The sequence below is a fragment of the Methylophilus aquaticus genome, from assembly GCF_030769565.1.
Taxonomy (GTDB): domain Bacteria; phylum Pseudomonadota; class Gammaproteobacteria; order Burkholderiales; family Methylophilaceae; genus Methylophilus; species Methylophilus aquaticus.
Window position 1 is genome coordinate 142,791 of the sequence record NZ_JAVCAP010000001.1, and the last position, 24,302, is coordinate 167,092.

Consider the following 24,302-nt stretch of genomic DNA (forward strand, 5'->3'; position numbering starts at 1 on the left):
ATGGCAGCGAATATGTTGACAAAAAAAACCAAGTTTTTGGCCATCGCGGCCGTGCTGGTGGGGGTGAGTGTGTGGTTCTTGCTGCATCCTACGCATCAGGCGGAGCTGGCAGATAAACGCAGTAAGCGTGAGGCAGCGGGCGCAGCCACCGCGGGCAAAGCGGCACTCAGTGTCGAAGCGATACAGCCCGTTGCGGTGCAATGGCCGATGACCACCACTCTGAATGGCAGTATTTTTCCATGGCAGGAGGCGCTGGTGAGCGCCGAAATTGGAGGCTTGCGTATTCAGCAGGTACTGGCAGATGTCGGTACACAAGTGCGTAAGGGCGAGCCGCTGGTGCTTTTGGCGGATGAAACCGTCAAGGCCGATGTACAAAAGCAGATGGCCACCGTTGAAAAGGATAAAGCCGCGCTGGCTGAAGCCAAAAGCAATGCTGACCGCGCGCGCGAAATCCGTGAAAGTGGCGCTTTATCTGCACAAAAAATCAATGAATACCTGATTGCCGAGCAGACCGCGGTGGCCAATCTGGCATTATCGCAGGCGGAACTCGAAAACCAGAAAATCCGGTTGCGGCAAACCCGGGTGGTGGCGCCGGATGACGGGGTGGTGTCTTCCCGCTCGGCCAATCTGGGCAATGTGGTTTCATCAGGCGCCGAACTGTTTCGTCTTGTGCGCCAGAGCCGTATTGAGTGGCGCGGCGAGGTCAATGCTGACCAGCAAATGGCCATCCATACCGGACAGGTGGTGAATCTGATCTTGCCCGGCGCGAAAAAGGTGACAGGGCGGGTACGCCTGGTGGCGCCGACCGTAGACAGCAATACCCGCAATGCGCTGGTGTATGTGGATATTCCCAAAGACGCCGCCAAGCCCGGCATGTATGTGCAGGGCAAGATCGATGTGGGCCAGCAACAGGGCTTGGCAGTGCCACTCAGTGCAGTGACCTACCGTGATGGCTTTGCCTATGTATTTGAGTTGGGACAGCTGGGTAGCCAGAATACCAGCAAAGTGACGCAACGCAAGGTGCGCACCGGACGTAGCCGCGGCGAGCAGATTGAGTTGCTGGAAGGCGTGGCACCACACGCCAGCATGGTCTTGACCGGCGGCGCATTTTTGAATGACGGGGACACCGTGAGAGTGATTTCCACTGTAAAAGGCGGAGTGTAAGTATGAATTTTTCTGCCTGGTCTATCCGTAACCCGGTCCCGGCCATTTTGTTATTTGTGGTGCTGAGCTTTCTGGGCATCAAGTCGCTCAATCAGCTGGGTAAACAAAACTTCCCTGATATTGAGTTGCCGGTCATTACGGTCAGTGCCTCGCTGGAAGGTGCCGCGCCGCCACAGCTCGAAACCGAGGTGGCACGCAAAATAGAAGACAAGATTGCGACCATTGGCGGCATTGAGCATATGACCACCACGATTACCGATGGCAGTGTCAGCATCAGTGTGCAGTTTACGATTGATACCAACAGTGAAGAGGCGCTCAATCTGGTGCGTAATGCAGTGGATAGCGCGCGTTCTGAGTTACCTGTTTCCGTGACTACCCCCACCGTGTCCAAGCTGACGACTTCCGGCAGCGCTATCCTGACCTTTGTGGCCTCCGCCGAGAATATGGATGAGGGCGAGCTGTCATGGTTTGTCGATAACGAGGTCAGCAAGGCCATGCTTGCGGTGAATGGCGTTGGCAAAATCACGCGTACGGGCGGTGTGGACCGCGAAGTGCAGGTCAATCTGGATCCGACCCTGATGTCTGGTCTGAGCGTCAATGTCAGTGATGTCTCGGCGCAACTCAAACGTGTCCAGCAGGATGCTTCCGGTGGCCGTGGCGATATTGGTGACAATATCCAGTCCGTGCGCACGCTGGGTGCTTTGCATAGCGCCGATGAAGTGCGCAATCTCGATATTCCGCTTGGTGATGGCCGGCATATCAAGCTCTCGCAAGTGGCTGAAGTGCTGGATACCTATGCCGAGCGCACGACGTATGCCAGTTATGATGGCAAGCCAGTCATCCGCTTTGAAATCACGCGCAGCAAGGGCACCAGCGAAGTCACCGTCGCCAAGGATGTGCGTGCTGCACTGGCATCCTTCAGCCAGCAGCATCCGCAGGTCAAGATCATTGAAGCCTTTAACATGGTGAAGCCGGTGGAAGACAACTATCACGGTTCCATGCAGTTGTTGTATGAAGGGGCGTTGCTGGCCATTCTGGTGGTGTGGTGGTTTTTGCGCGACTGGCGTGCCACGATTATTGCCGCAGTTGCGCTGCCATTATCGATGATCCCGACCTTTGCCTTTATGCAGTATTTTGGATTTTCACTCAACGTGCTGACCTTGCTGGCGATGGCGTTGGTGGTGGGTATTCTGGTGGATGATGCGATTGTAGAAATTGAAAATATTGTGCGCCACCTGCGCATGGGCAAAACACCTTATCAGGCCGCGATGGAAGCCGCCGATGAAATTGGCTTTGCCGTGATTGCGACCACGTTTACGCTGGTGGCGATTTTTCTGCCCACCGCGTTTATGAGCGGTATCCCAGGTAAATTTTTCAAGCAGTTTGGCATTACCGCAGCCATCGCCATTCTGGGCTCACTGGTGGTCGCACGGTTGCTGACGCCCATGATGTCGGCTTATCTGCTCAAGCCGCACGCGATGAAAGAGGAGGTAGATTCAGCCTCGATGGGTATTTATCTGCGCTGGGTCAGCTGGTGTTTGCATCATCGCAAAACAGTGGTGGCAGGGTTTCTGCTGTTTGTTGTTGGCTCTCTCAGCCTGATGCCGTTGTTGCCAAAAGGGTTTGTCCCTTCCTCTGACAGTAGTCAGACCAAGGTCAATATTGAACTGCAACCCGGCACGCCTCTGGAGCAAACGCGTCAGGTAGTACAACTGGCCGAGCAGATTGTGAAACAGCATCCTGAAGTGACTGCAGTGTTCAGTGCCGCGGGCACCGCCAGCACCGGCGGTGGCGGGCCTAATGCATCGCAAAACTCTACAGATGTGCGTAAAGGCAGCCTGGTAATCAGCCTCACCGACCGTAGCCAGCGCCATCAAAAACAATCCGAGATCGAGGCCGACTTGCGTGAACGCTTGAAAAGTTTGCCGGGGGCACGCATTTCGGTAGGCATCGGTGAGTCTGGCGAAAAATTACAAATTACGCTGGCCAGCGATGACCCGATTGCCCTGTCCAGTGCCAGCCAGCAAGTCGAGCAGCAATTGCGCACTTTGGGCGGCGTCGGCAATATCACCTCGAGCGCCAGCTTGCAGCGACCTGAAGTGCAAATCATTCCCGATGTGGACAAAGCCGCCGAATTGGGTGTCACGGTGGAAGCCATTGCACAGGTGATCCGCGTGGCCACTTCGGGGGATTTCTCCAACAGCATGCCCAAACTCAATCTGCCTCAGCGGCAGGTGCCTATTCGTGTGCGCTTGGGCCCCAGTGTGCGCAGCAGTCTGCAGGAAATCGCACAATTACGCATTCCTGCCCGTAACGGCAGCGTGAGTCTCGAAACGGTTGCCACGGTGCGTATGGGCAGTGGTCCGCAGCAAATTGACCGCATGGACCGCATGCGTAACGTGACCTTTGATATTGAGCTCAACAAACGCCAGATTGGTGAAGTCTTGCGTGAAGTGCAGCAACTGCCCGCCATGCAAAATCTGCCGCCGAGCGTGAAGCAGCTCGAAGCCGGCGATGCCAAGCGCATGAACGAGTTGTTTGCCAGTTTTGGCGGCGCCATGATTATCGGCATCCTGTGCATTTATGTGGTGCTGGTGCTGCTGTTTGGCGACTTCTTACAACCCGTCACCATTCTGGGCGCACTGCCCCTGTCATTGGGAGGCGCATTCTTTGCTTTGCTGGTCACGCATAACAGCTTCTCCATGCCGAGCGTGATTGGCCTGCTGATGCTGATGGGCGTGGTTACCAAAAACTCCATTTTGCTGGTCGAATACACCATCATGGCGCGCAAAGAGCGCAAGCTCAGCCGGTTTGATGCCATTATTGATGGCTGCCACAAGCGTGCACGGCCAATTATCATGACCACGATTGCCATGGCGGCCGGCATGATGCCGATTGCCTTGGGCTTGAGTGCAGACCCCAGTTTCCGCGCACCGATGGCGATTACGGTGATTGGTGGGTTGATCACCTCAACAGTGTTGAGCTTGGTGGTGATTCCGGTGTTGTATACCTATGTGGATGATTTGCTGGGGTGGGTGAGGGGCTTGGCGCGACTTGCGCGTAAGCATGTGTAATAGGATGGCTTGACCTTGCCGGTTGACTTAAAAAAGCGCACTTTGACGTGCGCTTTTTTGTTATTGGATAATGCGCAAAATATTCTTTATTTTTATTTATCAAGCATATATGTCATGCCGTTTTGGATCGCACGCGATTGTGGGGGCATGTCTTGGAAGTCCAGACGGGGTTGCCGACTGTATTTTTTAGTGGACAAGGGTGGGCATGAATGCCCACGCGGATGGTTACTGGTTGTTTCTACTGTTTCATTTCGCCTTTAGGCGACCGTTCTTTCTTATGCTTGTCCATAAGAAAGAAGGCAAAGAACAAGACACCCCAGCTTCCGCTTGATCCTTGCGCTACTCGGCTTGTCGGGCGTCCATCGAAACTCAACCTGGCAGCTCACATAATACGTGAGCTGCCAGGTTGAGTTTCGCGAGCGCTTATTTTGGTGAGCAACGCAGGAATCAAGCGGAAGCTGGGGTGCACTTTCTTTTGGTGACTTTATCTTTGTGCAAGCAAAGAAAAGTTACTCGCCTAAAGGCGAAAAGAAACATGACAATCAAACACTAACGTCTGTTCAAAAATGCCGACTCTAAAGTCTTCTTAAAGACAAGAATAGAAAAGAACGGTCGCTGAAAAGTCGAAATACATGATTCCTTAATCTGGTTTGATATTCAGGATGCGACTGTGTTGCTGTGGGCGAGGGCTCTCACTCAGCTTGGGCTGAAAAGATATGTGGGCACCTCTAAAAATTCAAATTCCGTTGCGATACTGCGTTGCTCATAAAAAATTTATCCTTACATATCAAATATATGCGGCGTCAAAATTTTTTACTCGCGCCTTGTCTGGCGTAGTAATTTGAATTTTTAGAGGCACCCAGGTGTGAGTTAGCTGAGAATTTTGGGTTGGGTGAAATAATTAACTGTTAAGCGCACATTCCACACGCTCAACCACCAGTTGTTGCAACTGATCCCTTACCGTCTGACTCAGCGGCTGCACCTCGGAATCCCGCACGGCCTCTCCCCAGTGACTGTTCGGGAAGTGCTTGTCATGCTCAAATCTGGGAATCACATGCCAATGCATATGCGGTGTTTTATTGCCTAAACTCGCCAGGTTAATTTTGTCCGGTTGTATCACATCACGCACCGCGCGCTCAACGGCAAACACCACTTTCATGGTACGTGCGCGTTCAGCAGGCGGCAGGTCGGTCATTTCCTTGACGTGTGCAAGCAGTTCGATGCGGCAATACGCCGGATAGTCGGCATCATGTAACAGCACGACCCGGCAGAAGTCATCCTGCCACAACAGGTCTTGCGGGGTTGGGGTGCAGAGCGGGCACTTAATGATCATGAGACTGCCAGCATGCGGTCCAAAGTCAGTTTGGCCAGTTTGGCCTCGTCTTCAGGCACTTTAATCTGGTTGACCACGTTGCCTTCTGCAAGGTTTTCCAGGCACCAGGCCAGATGTTGCGGATCGATACGCGCCATGGTCGAGCATTCGCACACCACATGGCTCATAAATTGCACCAGCTTGTTCTGCGGTTTCATCTGTTCGGCCAGGCGCGTGACCAGATTCAGCTCAGTGCCCACCAGCCACTTGGTGCCAGGTTCTGCTTCACTGACCGTGCGCAAGATATACTCGGTCGAGCCGACATAATCCGAATTGATGCACACTTCAAAGGCCGTTTCCGGATGCGAAATCACCTTGCCATCAGGATGCTGGGCGCGGAACTGGTCAATATTCTGTTTGCGGAACATCTGGTGTACCGAGCAATGACCTTTCCACAGCAGAATTTTGGCCTCTTTGATTTGTTGTTCTGTCAGGCCGCCCATCGGCAAGTCAGGGTCCCATACCGGCATGTGTTCCAGCGGAATACCCATTTTGTAGCCGCTCCAGCGACCCAAATGCTGGTCAGGGAAGAACAGAACTTTTTCACGCTGGCTAAAGCTCCACTCTAAAATCTTGGGTGCATTGGTACTGGTGCAAACAATGCCGCCGTGTTCACCACAAAATGCTTTTAAATCGGCGGCCGAGTTAATGTAGGTCACTGGCGTGATGGTTTGATCAAAATCCAGTACCTTGCTGAGTTCGCGATAGCTGCGTTCTACTTTTGCCAGATTGGCCATGTCCGCCATGGAGCACCCGGCGGCCAAGTCAGGTAACACCACAATTTGCTCTGGACGGCTCAGAATATCGGCCACTTCCGCCATAAAGTGCACGCCCAGAAACACGATAAATTCAGCATCCAGACTGTCGCAATATTTTGACAGTTTAAGGGAGTCACCAGAGAAGTCGGCATGGCGATACACGCTTTCATGCTGGTAGTGGTGGCCCAGAATCACCAGTCGCTTGCCCAGCTTTTCACGGGCGGCCAAAATCCGTGCCTGACAGTCATCGTCTTTGGCAGACTGGAATTTCTCAAATTGTATGGTGGCAGTTTGCATGCTTGTATTGATCAGATGGGGGTGAAAACGTTATTTTACAACCGATGTGGATTAATCCCAATTGTAAATGCAGCATCAGAGCGTCAACTGGTGTTTTTCACCCAGCCGTTTCAGCGCATCCACATTGGTCCAGCTGAATACTTTTTTGGCTGCTTCGCGCCAATCCAGCCATACATAACGGGTATGTTCATTGGGCGCGAGGCTTACGGGCATTGGTTCCGGAACACACAGGCCAAACAAGTGTTCGGTATTTTCAGTCACATCCGGCGCGTAGCGATGGCGCCAATGTGGATAGATTTCATAGACATTGCTTGCATGCCAGTCTTGAAAGTCATAGGCCAGCGCATCCAGTCCTGTCTCTTCTTTCACTTCGCGAATCGCCGCCTGATAAGGCGTTTCGTCAGCCTCCAGACTGCCGGTGACCGATTGCCAAAAGCCCGCTTTGTCGGCGCGTTCCATCAGCAAGACCTCAAGTTGCGGGGTGTGAATCAAGATTAGTGCAGAAACGGGTGTTTTGTAATGGGTCATGTTATTGGTCGATGTTTCAACAAGCGGTGAACTCACGCTAAAAACATCTTACAGGAAATTGAATGGTTGTTCTGACCAGCCGGCAGGTCATATGTTTCAACCGTTTTGTCTACTTTGATGAATGGTGGTTGATATCAACCATTGTATATGACTACAACCACCAATCTATCGGGTGCATGGTTATAAATTATAAAATATTTAATTATATCAATGCCTTAACGATAATAAAAAATCGGCATATAAAATGCTCTATTTTAAACATAGTGTTGTCTTTATAGTTGTAAATCATTTGATTTTATCAAGTTGATTGAATGTTAAAGATAATAACAACGAATCTTCCCTGATTATCCTTTCCCGAGGATATTGCTTAACCCAAGCTTGATGCTTGGGTTTTTTTTGGTGACAGCGTTTATTTTTTGAAACAGTTTGAATCCCACTGCTTCTTACAAAGCCCCAGTATCAAAATCAGTTGTCAGTTTGTGCATGGGTGATCTCGGCTTGACAGCAACAATGCCTTAGAATAGGGTTTAAACTAACTTATTGTATGGATGCACCTGTTGGTATCCAAGGCTAATCACGACAGCCCTGGCTATATTCGTGGATTAAAAAAAGTGTGACTATTCGCGCTTGTGAGGAGGCTGTTGACGATGAACCCCAATATTATCGAAGACAACCTCCATTTTTTTAAGGGGCATGGTGGTCAACACCCATTAAAAACCAACATACTGACCCATCTCAATCAGCCGACCCCAATGATGAAGCGTCTTGGCGTATTCTTGAGAGACTCGCCTGTTTGCTCAGTGCTTATTCGGAGTGAAAAGGTGTATTTGACAGTGTGCCGGCGTTTTGTATTGATCTTCAGCAGTGGGTTGCCATGCACATGCGATTGATTTTTCTAGTGCTGTTGTTTCATCATAGCCACACTGCGTTTGCCTTCACGCCTTGTCGTATCAGTGGATTTTCCTATGCAATCGAATGTACTACGTTGGTCGTTGAAAGTTCGGTGTCGCATCAATCACTGTTTGATGTGAGGGTATTCAAGGTGGCGGCCAGAGTGCGTTATCCTTTGCCATCCCCACTGATTTGGATTCCGAGCAGTTTAAGCGTCAGTCCGACTGCGCGGGCCCCATTTATGATCAATAGTTTGTCAAGGATTCGCAACAAACGTGATCTTATCTGGATCGAATTGACGCCACATGCCTCAGGGTTGCGCAATCACTGTGGCTGGTCTAAACCTTGGAACAGCCTGTCTTTTCGTCTGGATCGTTTTGCCCATCCAGAATATTTGGCAAGTTGTCAAACTGAACTTAAAACACTAGGGGTGCTCGATGAGCTCACCCCCGAAACCCTGGCTGGGTATTATGAAGCAGTCGCCAAGCAGTTAAATCTGACTAAAGTAACGATTTTTGCCGAGCAAGCAGGGGCTGAAATTGCCAGCGCATGGCAGCAACAATCCCCGGGTAGAGTATTGTTTCAAGTGATGGATAACCCGTCGGAGGCCCGTGCTCCATCGTCGCTGATGGCGCAAGCGGTGGCGATAGACCGCAAGCTGCAAGCCATCGATACGCAATGTCGTCGCAGCGGACAATGTGCGTCAGATGCCCTTGGACTCCAACAGGCGTTTAGCCAACTGCGCACGCAATTACCAACATTGGTCACGGTGCAAAGTCCCTATACATTTGCCGAGGAATCCATCACATTCACAGCCCCTTTTTTAGTCTATGCCCTCCAGCAACAGCTCAACCTCACTGAACAGTCACAATGGTTGCCCAATGTGTTTCATCAAGCCAATCAGGGAAACTGGTTGCCCCTATATCAATTAATTGCAGGGCAATGGACAAGGCGCTTGCCTCAGGTCAATGACGTGTTTTATCTTGCCGAGCAATGCATCGACTGGCAGACATTTACCGATAACACTGCGGTTGCCCCTGCCCATCCTTCATTCTTGGTGAATTGGATCTATCAGCAACTCAAGCAGCGTTATCAAACCCTGTGTCAATCAAGCCCCAAGTTGATGCACCAACCCATCAAGCATAAAACGCAACCACCGCCGCAATTGATTTTGCGTGGCGGCTTATGGTCGGTTGGCCAGAACGATACCCCGTTAGAATCGACGCTATTGCTCCATGTGCCAGGCGTAGAGCACGTATTTAGTTATGGTTGTGCCAAAGAGGTGATTGCACGTTACGTGAATGTCGTGGATAAACAATTGCAAACGGGTAAAGCCGTCTCTGTACGTCAAACAGAGATCGAGGCCGAGTGTTTGCTCAACATGCCCTTGCCTGTCAAGCCCTCGCTCGCAGACGCGATAAAGAAAAAATGATTATGATCGAAGCCATTGACCTCAGCAAACGTTTTGAGCACTCCTCACTTTTTAGAAAAACCCAGCCAGGCAGACCCGTGCTTGACCGCGTCTCTTTGCGGGCTGAAGACGCCTGTATCACGGCCTTGCTGGGACCCAATGGCGCGGGTAAAACCACTTTTCTCAGAATGCTTGCGGGCTTGGAAAAGCCAGAGGCAGGAAGCATCTTGATTCAAGGGCAGCCTGCCCATTTGCACACGGCGAAATTTGCCTATTTAAGTGATGGATGCGGCTTATACCCTCGGTTAACAGGGGAAGAAAATATTCGTTATTTTGGCGCACTGTATGGCCTGTCTGATGCACATATCACGCTTAGGATCCAAACACTGGATAGCCATTTGGGCTTCGCCCATGTGCTCGCCAAAAAAGCGGGAGCGTGCAGTCTAGGAGAGCGCATGCGCATCGCATTGGCAAGAGCGCTGGTGCATGACCCCCACACCCTGGTATTAGATGAACCGACCAACGGGCTGGATTTGGCCTCGGTACGCAAATTGCGAAATTTCCTCCGTTATTTAGCGAGCGAGGCAGGTGGGGGCAAATGTATTCTGCTGTCCACGCATCATCTGCACGAAGTTGAAATGATTGCCGATCAAGTGATTGTGTTGGTGCAAGGCCAAGTCAAGGCTACCGGCAGTGTCAGACAAATTACGGTGGCCAATGCTGCGCAACACTTTGAAGATGCGTTTGCTGCTTTGGCATTTGGGGAGACAATCTCATGCATCAACGTTGGGTGATTTTTAAAAAAGAGTTCAAAGACTCACTGCGGGATCGGCGCGGACTCTTAACCGTTGGACTCGTCACCGTATTGGCTGGGCCACTGTGTTTGTTATTCATGGCCAATATGCTGTCGGAGTATGAAGCCAAATCCGAGCGACGCGTGGTGGTGGTGCATCGCCTGGCAGACAGCCCTAGCTTGCAAAACTATCTGCAACGAGAAAGTGCACAAATCGTCCCGGCGCCTCCTGATTATGAGGCAGCGTTGCGTGAAGGGCGATTGTTAGAACCAGTGGTGATTGTGCCGCCGCAATTTGACCAGCAATGGCAGCGCGGAGAAGTCGCGACATTGACACTACTCACCAACAGTCAACAAGCACGCACACAAGCTTCTGTGAGCAGGCTAAAACGCTGGCTGCTTGGCTACGCCAGCATGCAAAGCGAATGGGCTTTAATGCAACAGCCCACGCTGCTCAGAATGCACGAACTGATACAGTTGGAGGAACAGGATCAAGCCTCAGACAAAGCACAAACCGTCAAACTGTTCGGCATGCTGCCCTACTTTTTGGTGTTTGCTGCCCTCTATGGGGTATGGAGTGCCGCGTTAGAAACCACGGCTGGCGAGCGCGAAAAAGGAACGCTGGAGGCATTGGCCGTGACCCTGACCTCGCCAGTTCATTTAGTGATTGGAAAATGGTTGGCCGTTACTACCTTAGGCGCAATCCTGGCAACCCTGGCGACTTTAGGCTTTATCCCCGCGCAAGCATGGATCGCCAGTGACACCCTCAAGGCCATGTTTAACTTTGGCAGTGATGAAGCCATGATTTGCTTGTGTTTGATCTTGCCTTTGGTAGGTTTTTTTGCTGCCTTGTTGCTTTTTTTAGGGGCTGTAGCCGCTTCCACCCGGCAGGCGCAAACCAATGCCACTCTGGTCATGTTACTGGTGGCTTTTGTTCCGATGCTCTTCTTAACTCAAGGCGGTCAAGTGAGTGTTTGGCAAACCTGTCTGCCCGTATTGGCGCAACATCATGGCATCATTGCACTCCTCAGCGGTGAGCCCCTTAGCCTCAAGCCAATACTATCGCTGGTTGGTTGTCATGCCATCCTCATTCTTTTCTTCATCACTATCACCAGCCGAGTCTTCGCAACGATCCGTCACCATTGAGTCATTCTCCCATGGATTGAACCCAAATTTTCCATGAGGCGATTTGCAATCTACTTGAACGTCCACTTGTCTAGATTGCGTCTTTTTTGCGCAAATGTTCGGTCAATAAAATGACGATTGACGCTCAAATTTCCACAAAAAATCCATCCAGCCACCCTGCGTTGCCGTTTAAAGTCCTCATGGTAAATCTGGGTTGAAAATCACTTTCATTGCCATAACCATCAAAAGTGTTCTAGAAACAAACCCACACTTTTAATGTTGTACCGCCAACATTTGCAACTATGTTGCATTTTTGATATAGTGCTATTATGCAACTTTGTTGCAAAAAATAAGACCTTGATGAGGAGAAAATAAAGTGGCCAATCAAATCAAAACGTTTATTCAAGATGAATCAGGCCAGTCTATGGTGGAATATGGGGTTACCTTAGGGGCTCTAGCGGCTGTGTCATACATTGCTGTCGTTCAGTTAGGGGACAAAACAGCAGATTTGTATGCCTGGATGGCTAACCATTTGCCAGGAGGGGAAACAGATGAGGCTGGTACAGGGCAATTGGTCAGAGCCAGTGAAGGGGGCAGTCATGGTTTGGTAGGCTTGTCGAGAAACAGTGTTTCAGGGGCATCTTTTGCCCAAGAGCACATTTTGGAAGAGGGACATTTGCAGCACGTACTGAGCTCATCCAGCACATTGATAGACTAATCATACGCAAATGCAAAGGCAGCCAGAGTTGTTGCCTTTGCCGTAACACTACAGGAATAACACGCACATCGGGCGTATCTTAGACCTTACCCATCATTGCCTCAACTTGGCTTAGTCCAGTGCGCATCAAGAGGATTAAGCTTCAGGTGCAAACCGATTCACGTCGGTCAAAAGACCCATTTACTTTGGGCTGTCATCCAGGCCTATCCTTGCGACCAAAGCAAGTTTTACTTGTTGCAGCACATCCGTCCAATTTCCCGCGTCCACTTGCCTGAATAATCTAACCGTCGGATACCAAGGGCTGTCATCTCTATCCAACAGCCAACGAAAATCGGGATGATGTGGCAGTAAAATCCACACAGGTTTTCCGGTAGCTGCAGCCACGTGCGCCACACTGGTATCTACCGAAATGACCAAATCCAGGTGGTGAATCAATGCAGCGGTATCATGAAAATCATGCAGGTGGAGATCATGTTGCTGTAGCTGAGGCAACCTCGCAAGACATGCAATATCCTCTTGCCTAAATTCCTTTTGTAAACAATGCCATTCAGCTTGAATATCAAACAAATCAATCAGTTGTTCAAGATGAATACTACGCTGGCGATCATTTTTATGTGTGGTCGAACCTGACCAAACAATGCCAATTCTGGGAATCGTCCTTGGGCCAAGACGCAGCATCCAACGTTCGTAAGCATCGGGCTGTACAGTCAAATAAGCGATATTTGCCGGAATGGATTCAAGCGTAGTGCCAAAGACATAAGGCAAGCTCATCAACGGACAATACGCATCTGTCTCGGGTATGGACTCGCCCTTGGCCACAATCTCAACACTCGCCCCAAGCGACTGCATGAGGGTTTTAAGAACGAGCGGCACATAGAAAACGGGGTGTATTTCACGTTCAACCAACATTGGCAGGTAGCGACAAAACTGCACAATGTCGCCAAAGCCTGTTCATAGGTGACCAGCAACCGTTTTCCGGTGAGATCCTCTTTACCACGCCATGACTTGCCGGAAGTGTGTGCATACATTGCTTTCATCTCTGACTTAATGGTACGCCACTCATACAAGCGCCAGCCCTCGGAGTAATGCCCAATCAGCAGGAGTAGCAGGGCTTTGTTCCACCATGTATCGGCATCATCTGGGCGCAGAGCAAGTGCCTGGTCATAGCAATCCAGAGCAGCAGTGAATTGATGACAGGCGGCAAAAACAGTCCCCTTGTTGTTCAGGGCATCCGCATCTTCGGGCCGTAAAGTCAATGCTTGGTCGAAACACGCCAGCGCCTGTAAGTTTTGACCTGTTTCTGCGTACAACACCCCCATATTTCTGTGCACATCAGAGTTGTCAGCCTGTAATTTTAGGGCTTGCTCATAGCAATTTAACGCTGCATCAAATGACAGTATCTTTTTATACAATAACCCTAGGCTATTCCAAGCCATTGGATAGTCGGGGCGTAAATTCAGTGCTTGGCGAATACGATGCTCTGCTTCCGAGTAACGTTTTAGCTCAGTAAGTAATACCCCACTGTTGTGATGAAACTCGGCTACTTCGGGTTGCAGTTCGGAGGCGTGCTGGTAACACAATAACGCATGCTCGAGTTGTCCCATCTGCCTATGCAACAACCCCTTGTTCACCCACACATCAACCCGCGCAGGTGCAATAGAAGAAACGCGCTCGAAATAGGTGAGCGCTTGCTCCAGTGCGTGTGTTGTGCGCAGTGCAATTGCGCAATTCAGTATGGCACCGACATGTTCTGGCTTTAATGCAAGCGCCTGTTTAAAGCAATCAATCGCTTGAGTCCAGTCTTGCTGTTGCAAGTAGACCATGCCAAGATTGTTATGTGCTGAAGCCATGTCAGGATTGAGTTGCAAGGCATGCATAAATGCCAGTCTAGCCGATGCCAGCTGTTGTGTTTGCAGCAAAGCAGTCCCAAGCATGAATGCCAGTCTGGCATCCTCAGTGCAGCAGACTGAAAGCGCTTGATAACGCTTAATCGCTGCATCAATTTCTGCTGCACAATCCTTTTGCATATCCTGCACCTAACCCATGCGCCAGCCGCGTCGCTTGAACAGCTGGTAGGCCACTAACCACAACAGATTGCTCAGTACGACGATAGCCAGCATATGATAAAACATGGTGATGCCTTGCATTTTGCTGGCTGGGCCATACAACAGCATCTGAAACAACTGAATGGCATGGTTTTCGAACATCATGCCTTTAATCAAGGCAAAAGCCTTGATTTTAGTGGCCAGGGCAAAGATCACACCCATCAGCATCAAATAACAAAAGCCCACCAAACTGGCGGTGGTTTGCGTGCGGTTGAGGCTGGTAATGATGGTGGCAATCGCAACAAAGCCCATGCTGCTAAAGCCAAAAATGGTGATAAAAAAGTAGGCAAAATGTAGCATCATGTCCCACGGCATGCCCGAGATGATCTTGTAAATCAACACACTGGTCAGCACTGACACACTGACATGAAACAACAGCTTGGCAAAAATCATTTGTCCTGGCTGGGTGGTCGTTAATGCCAGTGCCTGCAACACTCCGCGCTCACGCTCGTAGCCGGTAAAGCCAATAAACATGGCACAGCAGATAAAAAACTGTGCCGAAAAAATCATCATGCCGCCTATCATGCCCTTGGCCTGATCGCTACCCAGGTCTATCTTGCCCAGCGTGGTCGGGGTCGGTTTGCGTTCCGTCAGTGGCTTCAATTGTTGAGTGAGCGCCAACTGCGGATTCAGCGTGGCCACCTTACCCAGTACCCAGCGGCTTAAATGCGCCAACTGGGGGCTGTTCAAGTCCCCGGCCCTAAACGTCAGCGCCACCTGTTGCTGCCCATGGTTAGCAGCCGGACTCTCCTGGATTTCGGCCACACAAGAGATTGAACTTGCGTATTTTGGCCCATGATTCAATGTGCTGGCATCGAGCTGGATAAAGCGGGTAGTCTGTCCGGTTTTGCTGGCTTTGAGCGCTGCAATCAGTGGCGTTTCCAGGCTATACACCACAGCACAAGGTTGCTGCGCCTGCCGCTGGGCAATACGTGAAGCGCGGTTTTCCAGGCTCACCAAAAACGCCATCAACACAATCAAGCCTGCTGCCATCATGGCTGCAGGGTTGCGTTTCAGCCGGAACCATTCCTTGCAATACAACACCCATAGCAAGCGCCAGTAACCAGGCGTTTTTACACTAGCACTCATTGATACGCCTCCCCGGTCAGCTTTTTAAATACATCTTCAAACTTAAATTCGCGCGAGTGCACCCTCAGGCAATGTTCGGTTTGAATAATATGTGCCAGCGCTGCACGCTGTGCCGGGTCATCCAGATGATAACTATGGCGCACCATCACACCATCACGGTCGTATTGCACATCACAAAAACGCTCGGCATGGCGGGTAATAAACGCGGTTGGCGTATCACAGTCCAGCAGTTTACCTTTGGCAATAATCGCCACCCGGTCACAAATCTGCTCGACTTCTTCCATGTCATGTGTGGTTAAAAACACCGTGGTGCCCTGTGCTGCCAGATCTTGCATCAGTCGCCGGACCAACTGAATGGAATGCGCATCGAGATTGGCGGTCGGCTCATCAAAAAATACCAGTTTGGGCGCATGCAGTAACTCCCGCGCAATCAATAACTTTTTCTTCATGCCTTTGGAGTAGGTGCGCACCTTCACATGCGCCGCCTCGCTCAGTTGCAACACTGACAACCAACGGTCTATCTCACTAAACGGCACCCCGTACAAACGCGCATACAAGGCCAGATTTTCATGGCCGGTCATGTCTTCGTAGTGGTTTTCGGTGTCTGGCACATAGCCAATGAAAGGTTTCACTTTTTGAAGCTCTTTGGGCATGGCATACCCAAGCACTTCGATGCTGCCTGAGGTTGGGGTTAACGCACCGTTCAGCGCGCGTATGGTGGTGGTTTTACCGGCGCCATTCGGGCCTAGAAAACCAAATAACTCACCTTGCGGAATGTCCAGTGACAAACCATCGACCGCTTTAAAATCACCAAAGCGAATATTCAGTTGTGAAATCTTAATCATTGCAACTTCTCTGCATGAACGCACATATGACGTAAGGCGATTGCCTCAACAAAAAACCAGATATCTCCCAGCGTCGTAAACAAGCGGTTAGCAAGGGCCGCCAATAAAATCACGCTTTCAGGAAGCACCCCTGCCAGCAAGGCCAGCAACACCACTTCACGCACCCCAAGGCCGCCGGGTGCGCCTGGCACCACAAAACCGACCAACCAGGCGATCGCATAGGCGAGCATCGCCAGACTCATAGCAAACGGCAGTGGTGTCAGCAAGTGCAAGACCCAGACAAACATGGCACCACCCAGCAGGTGGAACAGCAGGTAATAACCCAGACTAGGGACTGAGAAACCGGCAAGCAGAGGACTGATCAGAGTCCACAAACGGTGTCTGAACGACTCAACACACAATATCAGAATCAGCACACCCAGACCTGCCAGCCACCAGCAGGTCAAAAAAAGATAGGGTTGCAAGCAAGCGGTGACATATGCAAGATTCAAACAGGCAAATACCAAAATGCAGATGCCCACTGCCAGCACATGCCCGGCGATTTCATTCAAGGTGGCCTGCAGCACCTTGCCTTGCTGCAATTGCCAGCGTTGCGCCAGCCATTGTCTACCCGCAAAGTGCAACACATTGCCAGGCAAATATTTGCCTATTTGACTGATGCCATAGATGACCAGCGCTTGCTGCCTTGACAGCGTTTGTTGCAAATGGCGCAGATTGTCATGCCAGCCTAGCCCAAGCAAGTTGAGTATCAGCGCATGACATACGCTCAAGCCACCCAGCCACAGCCAGTGTTGCGGATGCGAAAGCATGTGCGTGTGCAGCACTTGCCGGTAGTCAGCCACCTTACTGAAGATCAGCCACAGGCTGAGCAACATCAGCAGCACCCCGGCGACATGTAGCATGCGTTTCAAATGGCGTGGCATGGTAACGTGCGCATTTAGTTTTGATCCTGTTGTTGGATCAGTATAAGACGTATTTCTTCTGAAAGCTTGCGGTTGGCTGCCAGCAAGTCAGCCAGAAAAGCCACCAGCATGGTCTGAAAGCCCATCACCAGCAATGCCCCTGCCAGTATCACAGACTGGATATGTCCATTCCCATCACCTTGCAAAAAGTGGTACAAAAAGCGCAACCCCAGCAAAAAGCCCAGTCCGAACAATACTGCCCCTATGGTGCCAAAGAAACGCATGGGTCGATAGATGGCATAAATGCGGATAATGGTGCCAATCGAGCGACGCACATACGAAGCAATGCTCTTGACCAAGCGCGAAGGTCGTAAATCGGCATTGGTGCGTATCGGCACCGATAGTATCGCCATATTTTTTTGGCCCGCTTGAATAATGGTTTCTATGGTGTAGGTGTACTCACTAAACACCACTATGTTCTGTGCCGCATGGCGAGAATAGGCACGAAAACCGCTGGGTGCATCCGGGATTTTGGTGCGGCTGGCCGTACGTACAGCCCAGCTACCAAGTTTTTGCAGTAACTTTTTGCTCCATGAAAAATGCTCAATCTCGTCTATCGGTCTTGCGCCAATCACAATATCCGCCTGCCCGGCCAAAATAGGTGCCACCAGCTTGGGAATATCCTTCGCTTCATACTGATTATCCGCATCGGTATTGACAATCACATCTGCGCCAGCTTGTAATCCGGCTTGAATCCCGGTCATAAACGCCCGTGCCAGCCCTTGGTTTTTCGTATGCTGTACGACATGCTGCACCCCGCAATCTCGGGCAATCTGCGCTGTGTGATCACGGCTGCCGTCATCAATGACCAACAACTCTACGCAATCAAAACCTTCTACCGATTTTGGAATCGCCGCCAATGCAATCGCCAGCGTTTCTGCCTCATTGAAACATGGGATTTGGATAATTAATTTTTTCATGACGCTAGCTTAAACTCTTTAAAATAACTCCTTTCAAATGCATAGTTCATGCCTGAATTAATTGGAATGGCGATAAAGTGATGACCATTTTTAATAGTATAAAAAAGTGTTTAAGATGAAATACATAGCAAAAAAAATGACTGATGCAATCTTGTGTTGCTCTACGCAAACAGATAACGGATGGTTACTTACTTGTATTGAGTGGTTGATATGAGCCATCATGAAAAAGTAAACGGTTGAAATCAACCGGTTTGTGTGTCATCAATTTGAAGCGCTCTTGACATTAACCTCGTCACTTCCTAACGCAATACTGACAAAGCCTCGTATAGATTATAGCCCCATGTTGCTGGATAACCAGTATTCAACGGTAAGACGAAACTGCACATAGCATGACCCGCTATTAGGAGACTCGACACTTTCGAAGGTATAGTTCTTGCTGAGAATATCGCCGACTTTCGATTATTAACAGCCATGCCTCAACTAACCAACATCCGCTCCCTGAGTTCGCTTACCTACATTAGTGGTTTGGATGGTTTGCGCGCGATAGCGATCCTGTTGGTAGTTGCGCACCATTATCTGTCGCCGTTTAAAGCCAATCTGCAACAATCCCTGGCCGGATTGCCCTTGTTGGTGATTGCCAAGATTGGATGGATAGGGGTAGATATATTTTTTGTCATTTCAGGTTTTTTGATCGCACGCGTGCTTGCCAGGCGACCACCAAGCTCGTTCGCATCACTAAAGCACTTTATTGCAGCAAGGGCATGGCGTTTATTGCCAGCCTATGTGGCATGCGTAGTGTTATTTCTCATGGTCGCTGCCATCAGTACGCCAAACAGCCAGGTTCTGATTAATAGCTGGAGCGTTTGGACGCTAAGCAGCAACTTGCAAAGTGCATTTGGCAATCGCACTGCACTGATGGATGCACACTATAGTTTGGTGCATTTTTGGTCTTTAGCGGTTGAGTGGCACTTTTATCTGCTGTTTGCATGCTGCGTTTGGCTATTTAAATCGCAACGCTTTACCGCGTGGACCATGCTGGTATTGGCCATTATCTGCCGCACTCTGTTGCAAAAAAACGGCTTTTCAGACAACGCCATCTACGCCTTTAGTGTTTGCCGGTTTGATGCATTTGCGATAGGTGTGTTAATAGCCCATGCAAGACCCATGTCACAAGTGCGTAAGCTGGGTTTGGCGGGTGCACTGCTGTTGCTTGTCATGCTGAGTCTGATTGTGCTAGCCCCAGAGCCTTATAAAAAAATAAGCTGGCTGCAACAATATGGTTACAGCCTGATTGCTTTAGGTACAGGCATGGTGTTGCTGTGGGCGATTCAGCAACCAGAATCTTGGCTCATGCACTATCTGGAATCACGCTGGCTGGTTTATATTGGTCAGCGCAGTTACAGCATATATTTGTGGCACCTGGTATTTTTTCCGGGTATTGCCAATTGGGTAGCCGGGTTAGGTCTACCAGCATCGCCGACCATCGCATTGATTTTTATGGTGAACTGCGCCACTACAGCCTTACTGACAGTCTGTTTTTACCAAGGCATTGAACTGAAGTGCTATCGTTGGTTTAGGCAATCACAAGCCAAGGTATAAACTTGGCTAGCGCCCGAAAAACAGGGCACCAGTTTTCTTGATTGCCACTTGCAGCAACAGCAGAAAGGCCAGTACTGCAAACGGAATCATGGGCGCTGAATATCGCGGGATAAAATGGCTTAACGAAGCATAAAACCAGAACAGCCCCCACGGCACGGCAAATACAATCAACAAATCAACACGTCTGCTTATCCAAGCGTAGATGGGTAAACACAAAAAGCTGACAAAGCAGCACACATTCAACACCACGCCCAATACGCCCCCGCAATACGACTGGACTGGATCAGGCACCCCAAATGACCAAATACCACGCCACACATACAAAGGCATCGTTTTAAGATGACTGAACAAGTTGGACTGAATTAACTCAAGTGCATGTGCTTTTACCCGTTGATCGGCATCCTCTGGATGCAGGCGCATTTGCAAACGGGCATAAGCCACGGCCTTATGAAAGAAGCTAATGGCGCCATCGACATTACCTACTTCAGCCGCTTGTGCATCGCCAGGCCTGGAGCGTATCAAACGTTGTAGCTCGACTGTCAAATCACGTTTGGGGTCATCAAAACCAAACAAGTGGCGAAAAGCAGGTAGGGTTTTCAGCTCATACGGCGCATAAACAAAATAAGCCGCTTTATACTCATCGCCGGTCATCTGATTTTTAAAGGCACGGGTTAGCAACACTTGCCCACCACGGTCGCTCAGGGAGGCCGTACCCAACTGTACATAGTTACGAACCATCCATGGCAGGGTCACCAATAGCAGACCTGATGCCAGCATCGCAGTCAAACGCCATGCCTGAACGCCATTGACCGCTTTCAGGCGGTGCATCATAAAGCCCAGCACTGGAATCACGCCCAATGCAGCGTAAAACACCGATGCCTTGGTCAGGGCAGCCAGTCCAAACATCAAGCCGGAAAAAAATGCTGCACGGCCACCCGGTGCCGCTAACAATCGGACGAGGCTCAAAGACAGTGCCAACAAAAAGAATGTAATGAAATACTCTGTCATGGGCCGGTACAAAAAATAGGCACTGTTAAAAAAATACAGCCAGGCAATCAACACCACTACACCCGCGAGCCACGATTTGTCGGTAAACTTTCTTGCCAGAAAATACAACAAGACCATACTGCCAAAGACAAAAGGTATCAGCACATGGCTTAGCTGTATGCGTTGCCAGGCATCACGTAAAAACTCCTTGGGATAGCGCACCTCCATCTGGCTGATACGCTCACCTTGCTGAATGGGGCCCAGCATTTCGCCAGATAACGGCAAACTTGGGATGTCTGTAAATAAGCGCAGGTGCAAGGCTGTAAATACGATTGGCACTGGCTCGCGAAAATTGCTTGGATGTTGTCCATCCAGCGTCATTTGACCTTGTGTGGCCAGATAGTAACTGGCAAGAGCATTTTCAAACCCGTCAAAGCGGTAAAGGCGGCCGTCCATCTTTTGCATTGAGATGCTGGTAAGTAATACCAATAGTGCATAGACTAGCGCGTGCCTGAAGACGTATGCCTGAAGAAAATGCCAAACAGATTCGTACCACTTAAGATTAGTCAATGGCGTGCCCATGATGTCTATTCACTCTTTGTTTTAACAGGATATGCACCAGAGACCACAGTGCACAGATGACCCAGATCGGAATCAGCATTTCACTGTAACGCGGAATAAAGTGGGAGGCCAAAGCATAAAATACAAACACCGCCGTGCTGGTTGAGGCCAGCATCCACAACACCATGTTTCTGGAAAACAAAGCCACTAGCGCCAGTGCAAAACCACTACATAACCCGGCAAAAGGCAGCCATTCTTGCCATGCAGGTTGCAGGTGTTTGACTTCATGACTAAACCAGCGTCCGTCCACCTTATTACACGGCCATGCTCCACGCCAGGCAAACACCAATGTAGTACGTAAATGCCCCCATGGATTGACTGCTATCATGCCCAGTGCAAGCTGTTTGGCTGCTTTTTCAGCCTCCACGCGTGCCCGTCTTGCATCAGACGGATAGCGTTTTGCATATTCAGCCATGATATTGCTGTATCGAATATTAGCCTGAACATAATAACCAATCGCACACGCCTCATCGCCGCGCTGCCTGCATTCGACATCCGAATCAAAAAAGCGGGTAAACCGCTGCAAACGGCCTCCTATTTCACGGTCTTTTGCTCTAAAACCTGTGAGAACCTTAAACGTATGCTTAAGCGATTGCGGTGCATAGGCATAAAACGCCCCTTTAAATTCCTCATCTGTCATTTGGCTTTTGTAAGCCCTTGTCAGCAACACATTGGGGCCACGTCCGGCAATTTCCCAAGCCCCCAGCCAATGGTGGTTACGCCACATCCAGGCAAATGCAATCATCAGCGCCAGACCAAACAACAGAACCGTTTGCAAGCGCTGCCGGCCAGGCAGTTTCCAGCGCCATTGCAAACACAGCGTGACCAGCGCCAAGCCGACCACCACATACAAAAACGCCGCCTTGGTTAATATGAGCAAGCCCAGCAAGCCACCAGCGATGACAGCGCAGCTGTAAGACTGCTTTTGCCAGCATTGCAACCAAGCCCAGCTAAACCAGACCAATAAAAAAGCAGCATGAAACTCGGTGAGCAGCGTAGAAATAAATACGGGGTGCGAACACAGCGCATACAGTACCGCAGCAGATAAGCCCAACAGTGAGCCAACCAGCGGCCCCTGGTAAGGCGCAACCAACGCCAGCATCAACCAATAGCACCCGGCCACCGTCGCTGCCCACAACAACAGGTTAGGCCATTTCAATAAAATCAGCTGTCTGGGGGTGGCGTTATAGTCCAGACTACGATTGATATGTAATGCCGGTATCAACTGAATCCACTTCGCTGTCAGCCAGTTGGGGAAAGGCTCGCGGCTGTCCGAAATCGTCAGCACAGTGTGTCCGTTGTGAGTATGCAATTTACCCATGGTGCCCGTGTGGGCCAGTCCATTGGCCAGCCCAAGGTTATCCAAACCATCATCATTTGGCGGCAAGGCATCCAGATACTTTAAATTGGTAATCACTGCCAAAATAAAAATAATGGCAGCAAAAAATAAAGATAACGATGTTGTCTGTTTATTTTGTGCCATGTGTTAACGATTACTCAAAAACAGTTTTAATTTATTTTTTATCCAAAGCAGCAGCAATCCAAGAGACAAACACCAAACAGGTAATAAATGTAAGCTATAACGCGGAATATTGTGTGTAAAGAGGAAATAGAAGCAATAAACACTGATAGGCGTTGCGGTTATGGCAATCAGAATAGGGCTTCTTTTTACTAAACCATATGCTGTTATGATTATTAAAGAAAAAAAACCGACTGCAGGCAATAGCTCTTTAATCCAACCTCGTTTGACGCCAAACACCTCGTATGCCCTGCCATCCACATAATTCGTGACCCACAATCCTCGCCATGCAAAGAGCAGTCCAAACTTCAAATGTCTTACTGGATGGTGAAGAGCTTCCTCAAACACAAATTTCTTATATTGCTGCTCTGCATACTTTCTTGCCAGCACTGGTGACTTGTAAGCTTCATAAAAGTGGTTGTAAATTTTACGGATAAACACACTGGCTTTGTGATGACTGTTGATGACAGCATCCATTTGCAAGGCATCTCGCGCCTTTAACTCCCAACCATAATCTCTGGTCGTGTGTTGCAATCTACCGCCTGGCAGACGATCTCGAAAGGTATAACCAGTTAAACGACTCATCACTGGCTTAAGAAAGTCAGGACTGTAAGCATAAAACATCCCCGACAAATGTTGTTCGTTATAAATCTCTTCAAACTTTCTATCCATCATGGTTTCACCACCGCGGCCAGAGATTGAAAATTGCTGTAGTGCACAGCCATTCCTGACGAGCCATGGCGACACAATCAATAACATCGTTAAAAATGAGACCAGAACATGACGCAATACAAAATATTTGGAATACAGAGATGAGAGCAGTGCAGATGCAAAAAGCACGAAACCAACATAAAAAAACGCAGCCTTGGTCAAACATAACAATGCATAAACAAGCCCTGCAACACCAGCCTTCATCAACGAGGGTTGCCTGAAATACACAAGCAAGCCTGAGATAAACAGGAGCATCAGTGTTGCACTATGAATATCAGAACTGATTTGATTGACGCCCCCAACCAATCCATATGCTTGATATGTAAAGGCAAGAAATATGAAGAGCATCGTTTTTTCTAAGCCACTGATCAGGCCAGGCGGAATCAACTCCAACAATAAAAATGTTGCAAAAAAAAGTAGCATCAGAATCAACAAATTGGCTTTTTTCATAGCCAACAGACCACCCGATGAAACAAACGACTCGAATTTATTTTCCAGTAAATTCCCGTTCATATTTGCTGCAATTGCCCAGATAAAAATTGGCAGAGGTTCTCTAAAGTTTGTCGGATATAACTTGTTACTATTGCGCTCATCCTCAAGTGCAAAGTCGCCCGTTTTGGCCAAATGATAAGCAATCAAAGCATTGTCCTTCCAATCAGGCCCTGATGGCAAAGGAGTTATGCGTTGAAAAGCGGCTAGTAAAAGAAATACCGACAGCATCAAAATGGTGACTATGCTCTTGATAAATGATTTGTTGATCATTAGGCTGGCCGCGGTCTGGTTGCGTTAAGTCGACTGTTCAGGTGAGGGTAG

Annotated in this window: 19 protein-coding genes; 7 read left to right on the forward strand and 12 right to left on the reverse strand. The window is 49.6% G+C overall.

The window, feature by feature from the left end; all coding sequences use genetic code 11:
* A complete protein-coding gene (locus tag Q9291_RS00700; protein ID WP_306388060.1) occupies positions 1-1,164 on the forward strand; it encodes an efflux RND transporter periplasmic adaptor subunit in 1,164 nt (387 codons plus the stop codon).
* A gap of 2 nt (positions 1,165-1,166) precedes the next feature.
* Positions 1,167-4,238: an efflux RND transporter permease subunit gene (locus Q9291_RS00705; RefSeq protein WP_306388061.1), complete on the forward strand. Its 3,072-nt coding sequence runs from the start codon at positions 1,167-1,169 to the stop codon at positions 4,236-4,238.
* Positions 4,239-5,139: 901 nt separating this feature from the next.
* Here the strand turns inward: Q9291_RS00705 and Q9291_RS00710 are convergent.
* From Q9291_RS00710 to nudB, 3 genes are all read right to left on the reverse strand, one after another.
* On the reverse strand, positions 5,140-5,568 hold the full coding sequence (locus tag Q9291_RS00710; RefSeq protein ID WP_370530720.1) for an HIT family protein: 429 nt from the start codon (positions 5,566-5,568) through the stop codon (positions 5,140-5,142).
* Positions 5,568-6,665 (reverse strand): quinolinate synthase NadA, encoded by a 1,098-nt coding sequence (nadA, locus tag Q9291_RS00715; RefSeq protein WP_306388063.1) that lies wholly within the window; start codon positions 6,663-6,665, stop codon positions 5,568-5,570. Before nadA ends, Q9291_RS00710 begins: the two co-directional genes overlap by 1 nt.
* Before the next feature lie 75 nt (positions 6,666-6,740).
* A complete protein-coding gene (gene nudB, locus Q9291_RS00720) occupies positions 6,741-7,193 on the reverse strand; it encodes a dihydroneopterin triphosphate diphosphatase (RefSeq protein ID WP_306388257.1) in 453 nt (150 codons plus the stop codon).
* 874 nt (positions 7,194-8,067) lie between these two features.
* Here nudB and Q9291_RS00725 point away from each other — a divergent pair.
* The 4 genes from Q9291_RS00725 to Q9291_RS00740 all read left to right on the forward strand — a co-directional run bounded on the left by Q9291_RS00725 (position 8,068) and on the right by Q9291_RS00740 (position 12,131).
* Positions 8,068-9,516, forward strand: coding sequence for a hypothetical protein (locus Q9291_RS00725; RefSeq protein WP_306388064.1), 1,449 nt, complete (start codon positions 8,068-8,070; stop codon positions 9,514-9,516).
* On the forward strand, positions 9,513-10,289 hold the full coding sequence (locus Q9291_RS00730) for an ABC transporter ATP-binding protein (RefSeq protein ID WP_306388065.1): 777 nt from the start codon (positions 9,513-9,515) through the stop codon (positions 10,287-10,289). Before Q9291_RS00725 ends, Q9291_RS00730 begins: the two co-directional genes overlap by 4 nt.
* On the forward strand, positions 10,271-11,434 hold the full coding sequence (locus Q9291_RS00735) for an ABC transporter permease (protein ID WP_306388066.1): 1,164 nt from the start codon (positions 10,271-10,273) through the stop codon (positions 11,432-11,434). The genes Q9291_RS00730 and Q9291_RS00735 overlap by 19 nt, the downstream gene beginning before the upstream one ends.
* Before the next feature lie 355 nt (positions 11,435-11,789).
* Positions 11,790-12,131 (forward strand): Flp family type IVb pilin, encoded by a 342-nt coding sequence (locus Q9291_RS00740; protein WP_306388067.1) that lies wholly within the window; start codon positions 11,790-11,792, stop codon positions 12,129-12,131.
* Between the two features lie 180 nt (positions 12,132-12,311).
* Here the strand turns inward: Q9291_RS00740 and Q9291_RS00745 are convergent, their stop codons facing one another.
* Genes Q9291_RS00745 through Q9291_RS00770 form a run of 6 tightly spaced genes read right to left on the reverse strand, consistent with a single transcriptional unit; the run spans position 12,312 to position 18,052 of the window.
* Positions 12,312-12,950, reverse strand: a complete 639-nt coding sequence (locus tag Q9291_RS00745; protein WP_306388068.1) for a glycosyltransferase family 9 protein — start codon at positions 12,948-12,950, stop codon at positions 12,312-12,314.
* Positions 12,902-14,158 (reverse strand): tetratricopeptide repeat protein, encoded by a 1,257-nt coding sequence (locus Q9291_RS00750; protein ID WP_306388069.1) that lies wholly within the window; start codon positions 14,156-14,158, stop codon positions 12,902-12,904. The genes Q9291_RS00745 and Q9291_RS00750 overlap by 49 nt, the downstream gene beginning before the upstream one ends.
* Before the next feature lie 9 nt (positions 14,159-14,167).
* Positions 14,168-15,325, reverse strand: a complete 1,158-nt coding sequence (locus tag Q9291_RS00755) for an ABC transporter permease (protein WP_306388070.1) — start codon at positions 15,323-15,325, stop codon at positions 14,168-14,170.
* Positions 15,322-16,170 (reverse strand): ABC transporter ATP-binding protein, encoded by an 849-nt coding sequence (locus Q9291_RS00760; RefSeq protein WP_306388071.1) that lies wholly within the window; start codon positions 16,168-16,170, stop codon positions 15,322-15,324. The genes Q9291_RS00755 and Q9291_RS00760 overlap by 4 nt, the downstream gene beginning before the upstream one ends.
* Positions 16,167-17,093 carry a lysylphosphatidylglycerol synthase domain-containing protein gene (locus tag Q9291_RS00765; protein ID WP_306388072.1) on the reverse strand — a complete coding sequence of 309 codons (927 nt, stop codon included), beginning with the start codon at positions 17,091-17,093 and terminating at the stop codon, positions 16,167-16,169. Before Q9291_RS00765 ends, Q9291_RS00760 begins: the two co-directional genes overlap by 4 nt.
* A 14-nt stretch (positions 17,094-17,107) precedes the next feature.
* Positions 17,108-18,052, reverse strand: coding sequence for a glycosyltransferase family 2 protein (locus Q9291_RS00770; RefSeq protein WP_306388073.1), 945 nt, complete (start codon positions 18,050-18,052; stop codon positions 17,108-17,110).
* Between the two features lie 471 nt (positions 18,053-18,523).
* On the opposite strand from Q9291_RS00770, the gene Q9291_RS00775 reads away from it, so the two are divergent.
* Positions 18,524-19,651 (forward strand): acyltransferase family protein, encoded by a 1,128-nt coding sequence (locus tag Q9291_RS00775; RefSeq protein WP_306388074.1) that lies wholly within the window; start codon positions 18,524-18,526, stop codon positions 19,649-19,651.
* Between the two features lie 6 nt (positions 19,652-19,657).
* Here the strand turns inward: Q9291_RS00775 and Q9291_RS00780 are convergent, their stop codons facing one another.
* From Q9291_RS00780 to Q9291_RS00790, 3 genes are all read right to left on the reverse strand, one after another.
* A complete protein-coding gene (locus tag Q9291_RS00780; protein WP_306388075.1) occupies positions 19,658-21,103 on the reverse strand; it encodes a glycosyltransferase family protein in 1,446 nt (481 codons plus the stop codon).
* A gap of 97 nt (positions 21,104-21,200) precedes the next feature.
* On the reverse strand, positions 21,201-22,742 hold the full coding sequence (locus Q9291_RS00785; protein ID WP_306388076.1) for a hypothetical protein: 1,542 nt from the start codon (positions 22,740-22,742) through the stop codon (positions 21,201-21,203).
* Between the two features lie 3 nt (positions 22,743-22,745).
* Positions 22,746-24,251 (reverse strand): hypothetical protein, encoded by a 1,506-nt coding sequence (locus Q9291_RS00790; protein ID WP_306388077.1) that lies wholly within the window; start codon positions 24,249-24,251, stop codon positions 22,746-22,748.
* Positions 24,252-24,302 lie beyond the last annotated feature (51 nt).

What these genes read in the sequence shown, in the direction of transcription:
- Q9291_RS00700 (WP_306388060.1), top strand. Translation starts at nt 1, where the DNA reads ATGGCAGCGAATATGTTGACAAAAAAAACCAAGTTTTTGGCCATCGCG.
- Q9291_RS00705 (WP_306388061.1), top strand. Translation starts at nt 1,167, where the DNA reads ATGAATTTTTCTGCCTGGTCTATCCGTAACCCGGTCCCGGCCATTTTG.
- nadA (WP_306388063.1), bottom strand. Translation starts at nt 6,665, where the DNA reads ATGCAAACTGCCACCATACAATTTGAGAAATTCCAGTCTGCCAAAGAC.
- nudB (WP_306388257.1), bottom strand. Translation starts at nt 7,193, where the DNA reads ATGACCCATTACAAAACACCCGTTTCTGCACTAATCTTGATTCACACC.
- Q9291_RS00725 (WP_306388064.1), top strand. Translation starts at nt 8,068, where the DNA reads ATGCACATGCGATTGATTTTTCTAGTGCTGTTGTTTCATCATAGCCAC.
- Q9291_RS00730 (WP_306388065.1), top strand. Translation starts at nt 9,513, where the DNA reads ATGATTATGATCGAAGCCATTGACCTCAGCAAACGTTTTGAGCACTCC.
- Q9291_RS00735 (WP_306388066.1), top strand. Translation starts at nt 10,271, where the DNA reads ATGCATCAACGTTGGGTGATTTTTAAAAAAGAGTTCAAAGACTCACTG.
- Q9291_RS00750 (WP_306388069.1), bottom strand. Translation starts at nt 14,158, where the DNA reads ATGCAAAAGGATTGTGCAGCAGAAATTGATGCAGCGATTAAGCGTTAT.
- Q9291_RS00755 (WP_306388070.1), bottom strand. Translation starts at nt 15,325, where the DNA reads ATGAGTGCTAGTGTAAAAACGCCTGGTTACTGGCGCTTGCTATGGGTG.
- Q9291_RS00760 (WP_306388071.1), bottom strand. Translation starts at nt 16,170, where the DNA reads ATGATTAAGATTTCACAACTGAATATTCGCTTTGGTGATTTTAAAGCG.
- Q9291_RS00765 (WP_306388072.1), bottom strand. Translation starts at nt 17,093, where the DNA reads ATGCCACGCCATTTGAAACGCATGCTACATGTCGCCGGGGTGCTGCTG.
- Q9291_RS00770 (WP_306388073.1), bottom strand. Translation starts at nt 18,052, where the DNA reads ATGAAAAAATTAATTATCCAAATCCCATGTTTCAATGAGGCAGAAACG.
- Q9291_RS00775 (WP_306388074.1), top strand. Translation starts at nt 18,524, where the DNA reads ATGCCTCAACTAACCAACATCCGCTCCCTGAGTTCGCTTACCTACATT.
- Q9291_RS00780 (WP_306388075.1), bottom strand. Translation starts at nt 21,103, where the DNA reads ATGCAAAAGATGGACGGCCGCCTTTACCGCTTTGACGGGTTTGAAAAT.
- Q9291_RS00785 (WP_306388076.1), bottom strand. Translation starts at nt 22,742, where the DNA reads ATGGCACAAAATAAACAGACAACATCGTTATCTTTATTTTTTGCTGCC.
- Q9291_RS00790 (WP_306388077.1), bottom strand. Translation starts at nt 24,251, where the DNA reads ATGATCAACAAATCATTTATCAAGAGCATAGTCACCATTTTGATGCTG.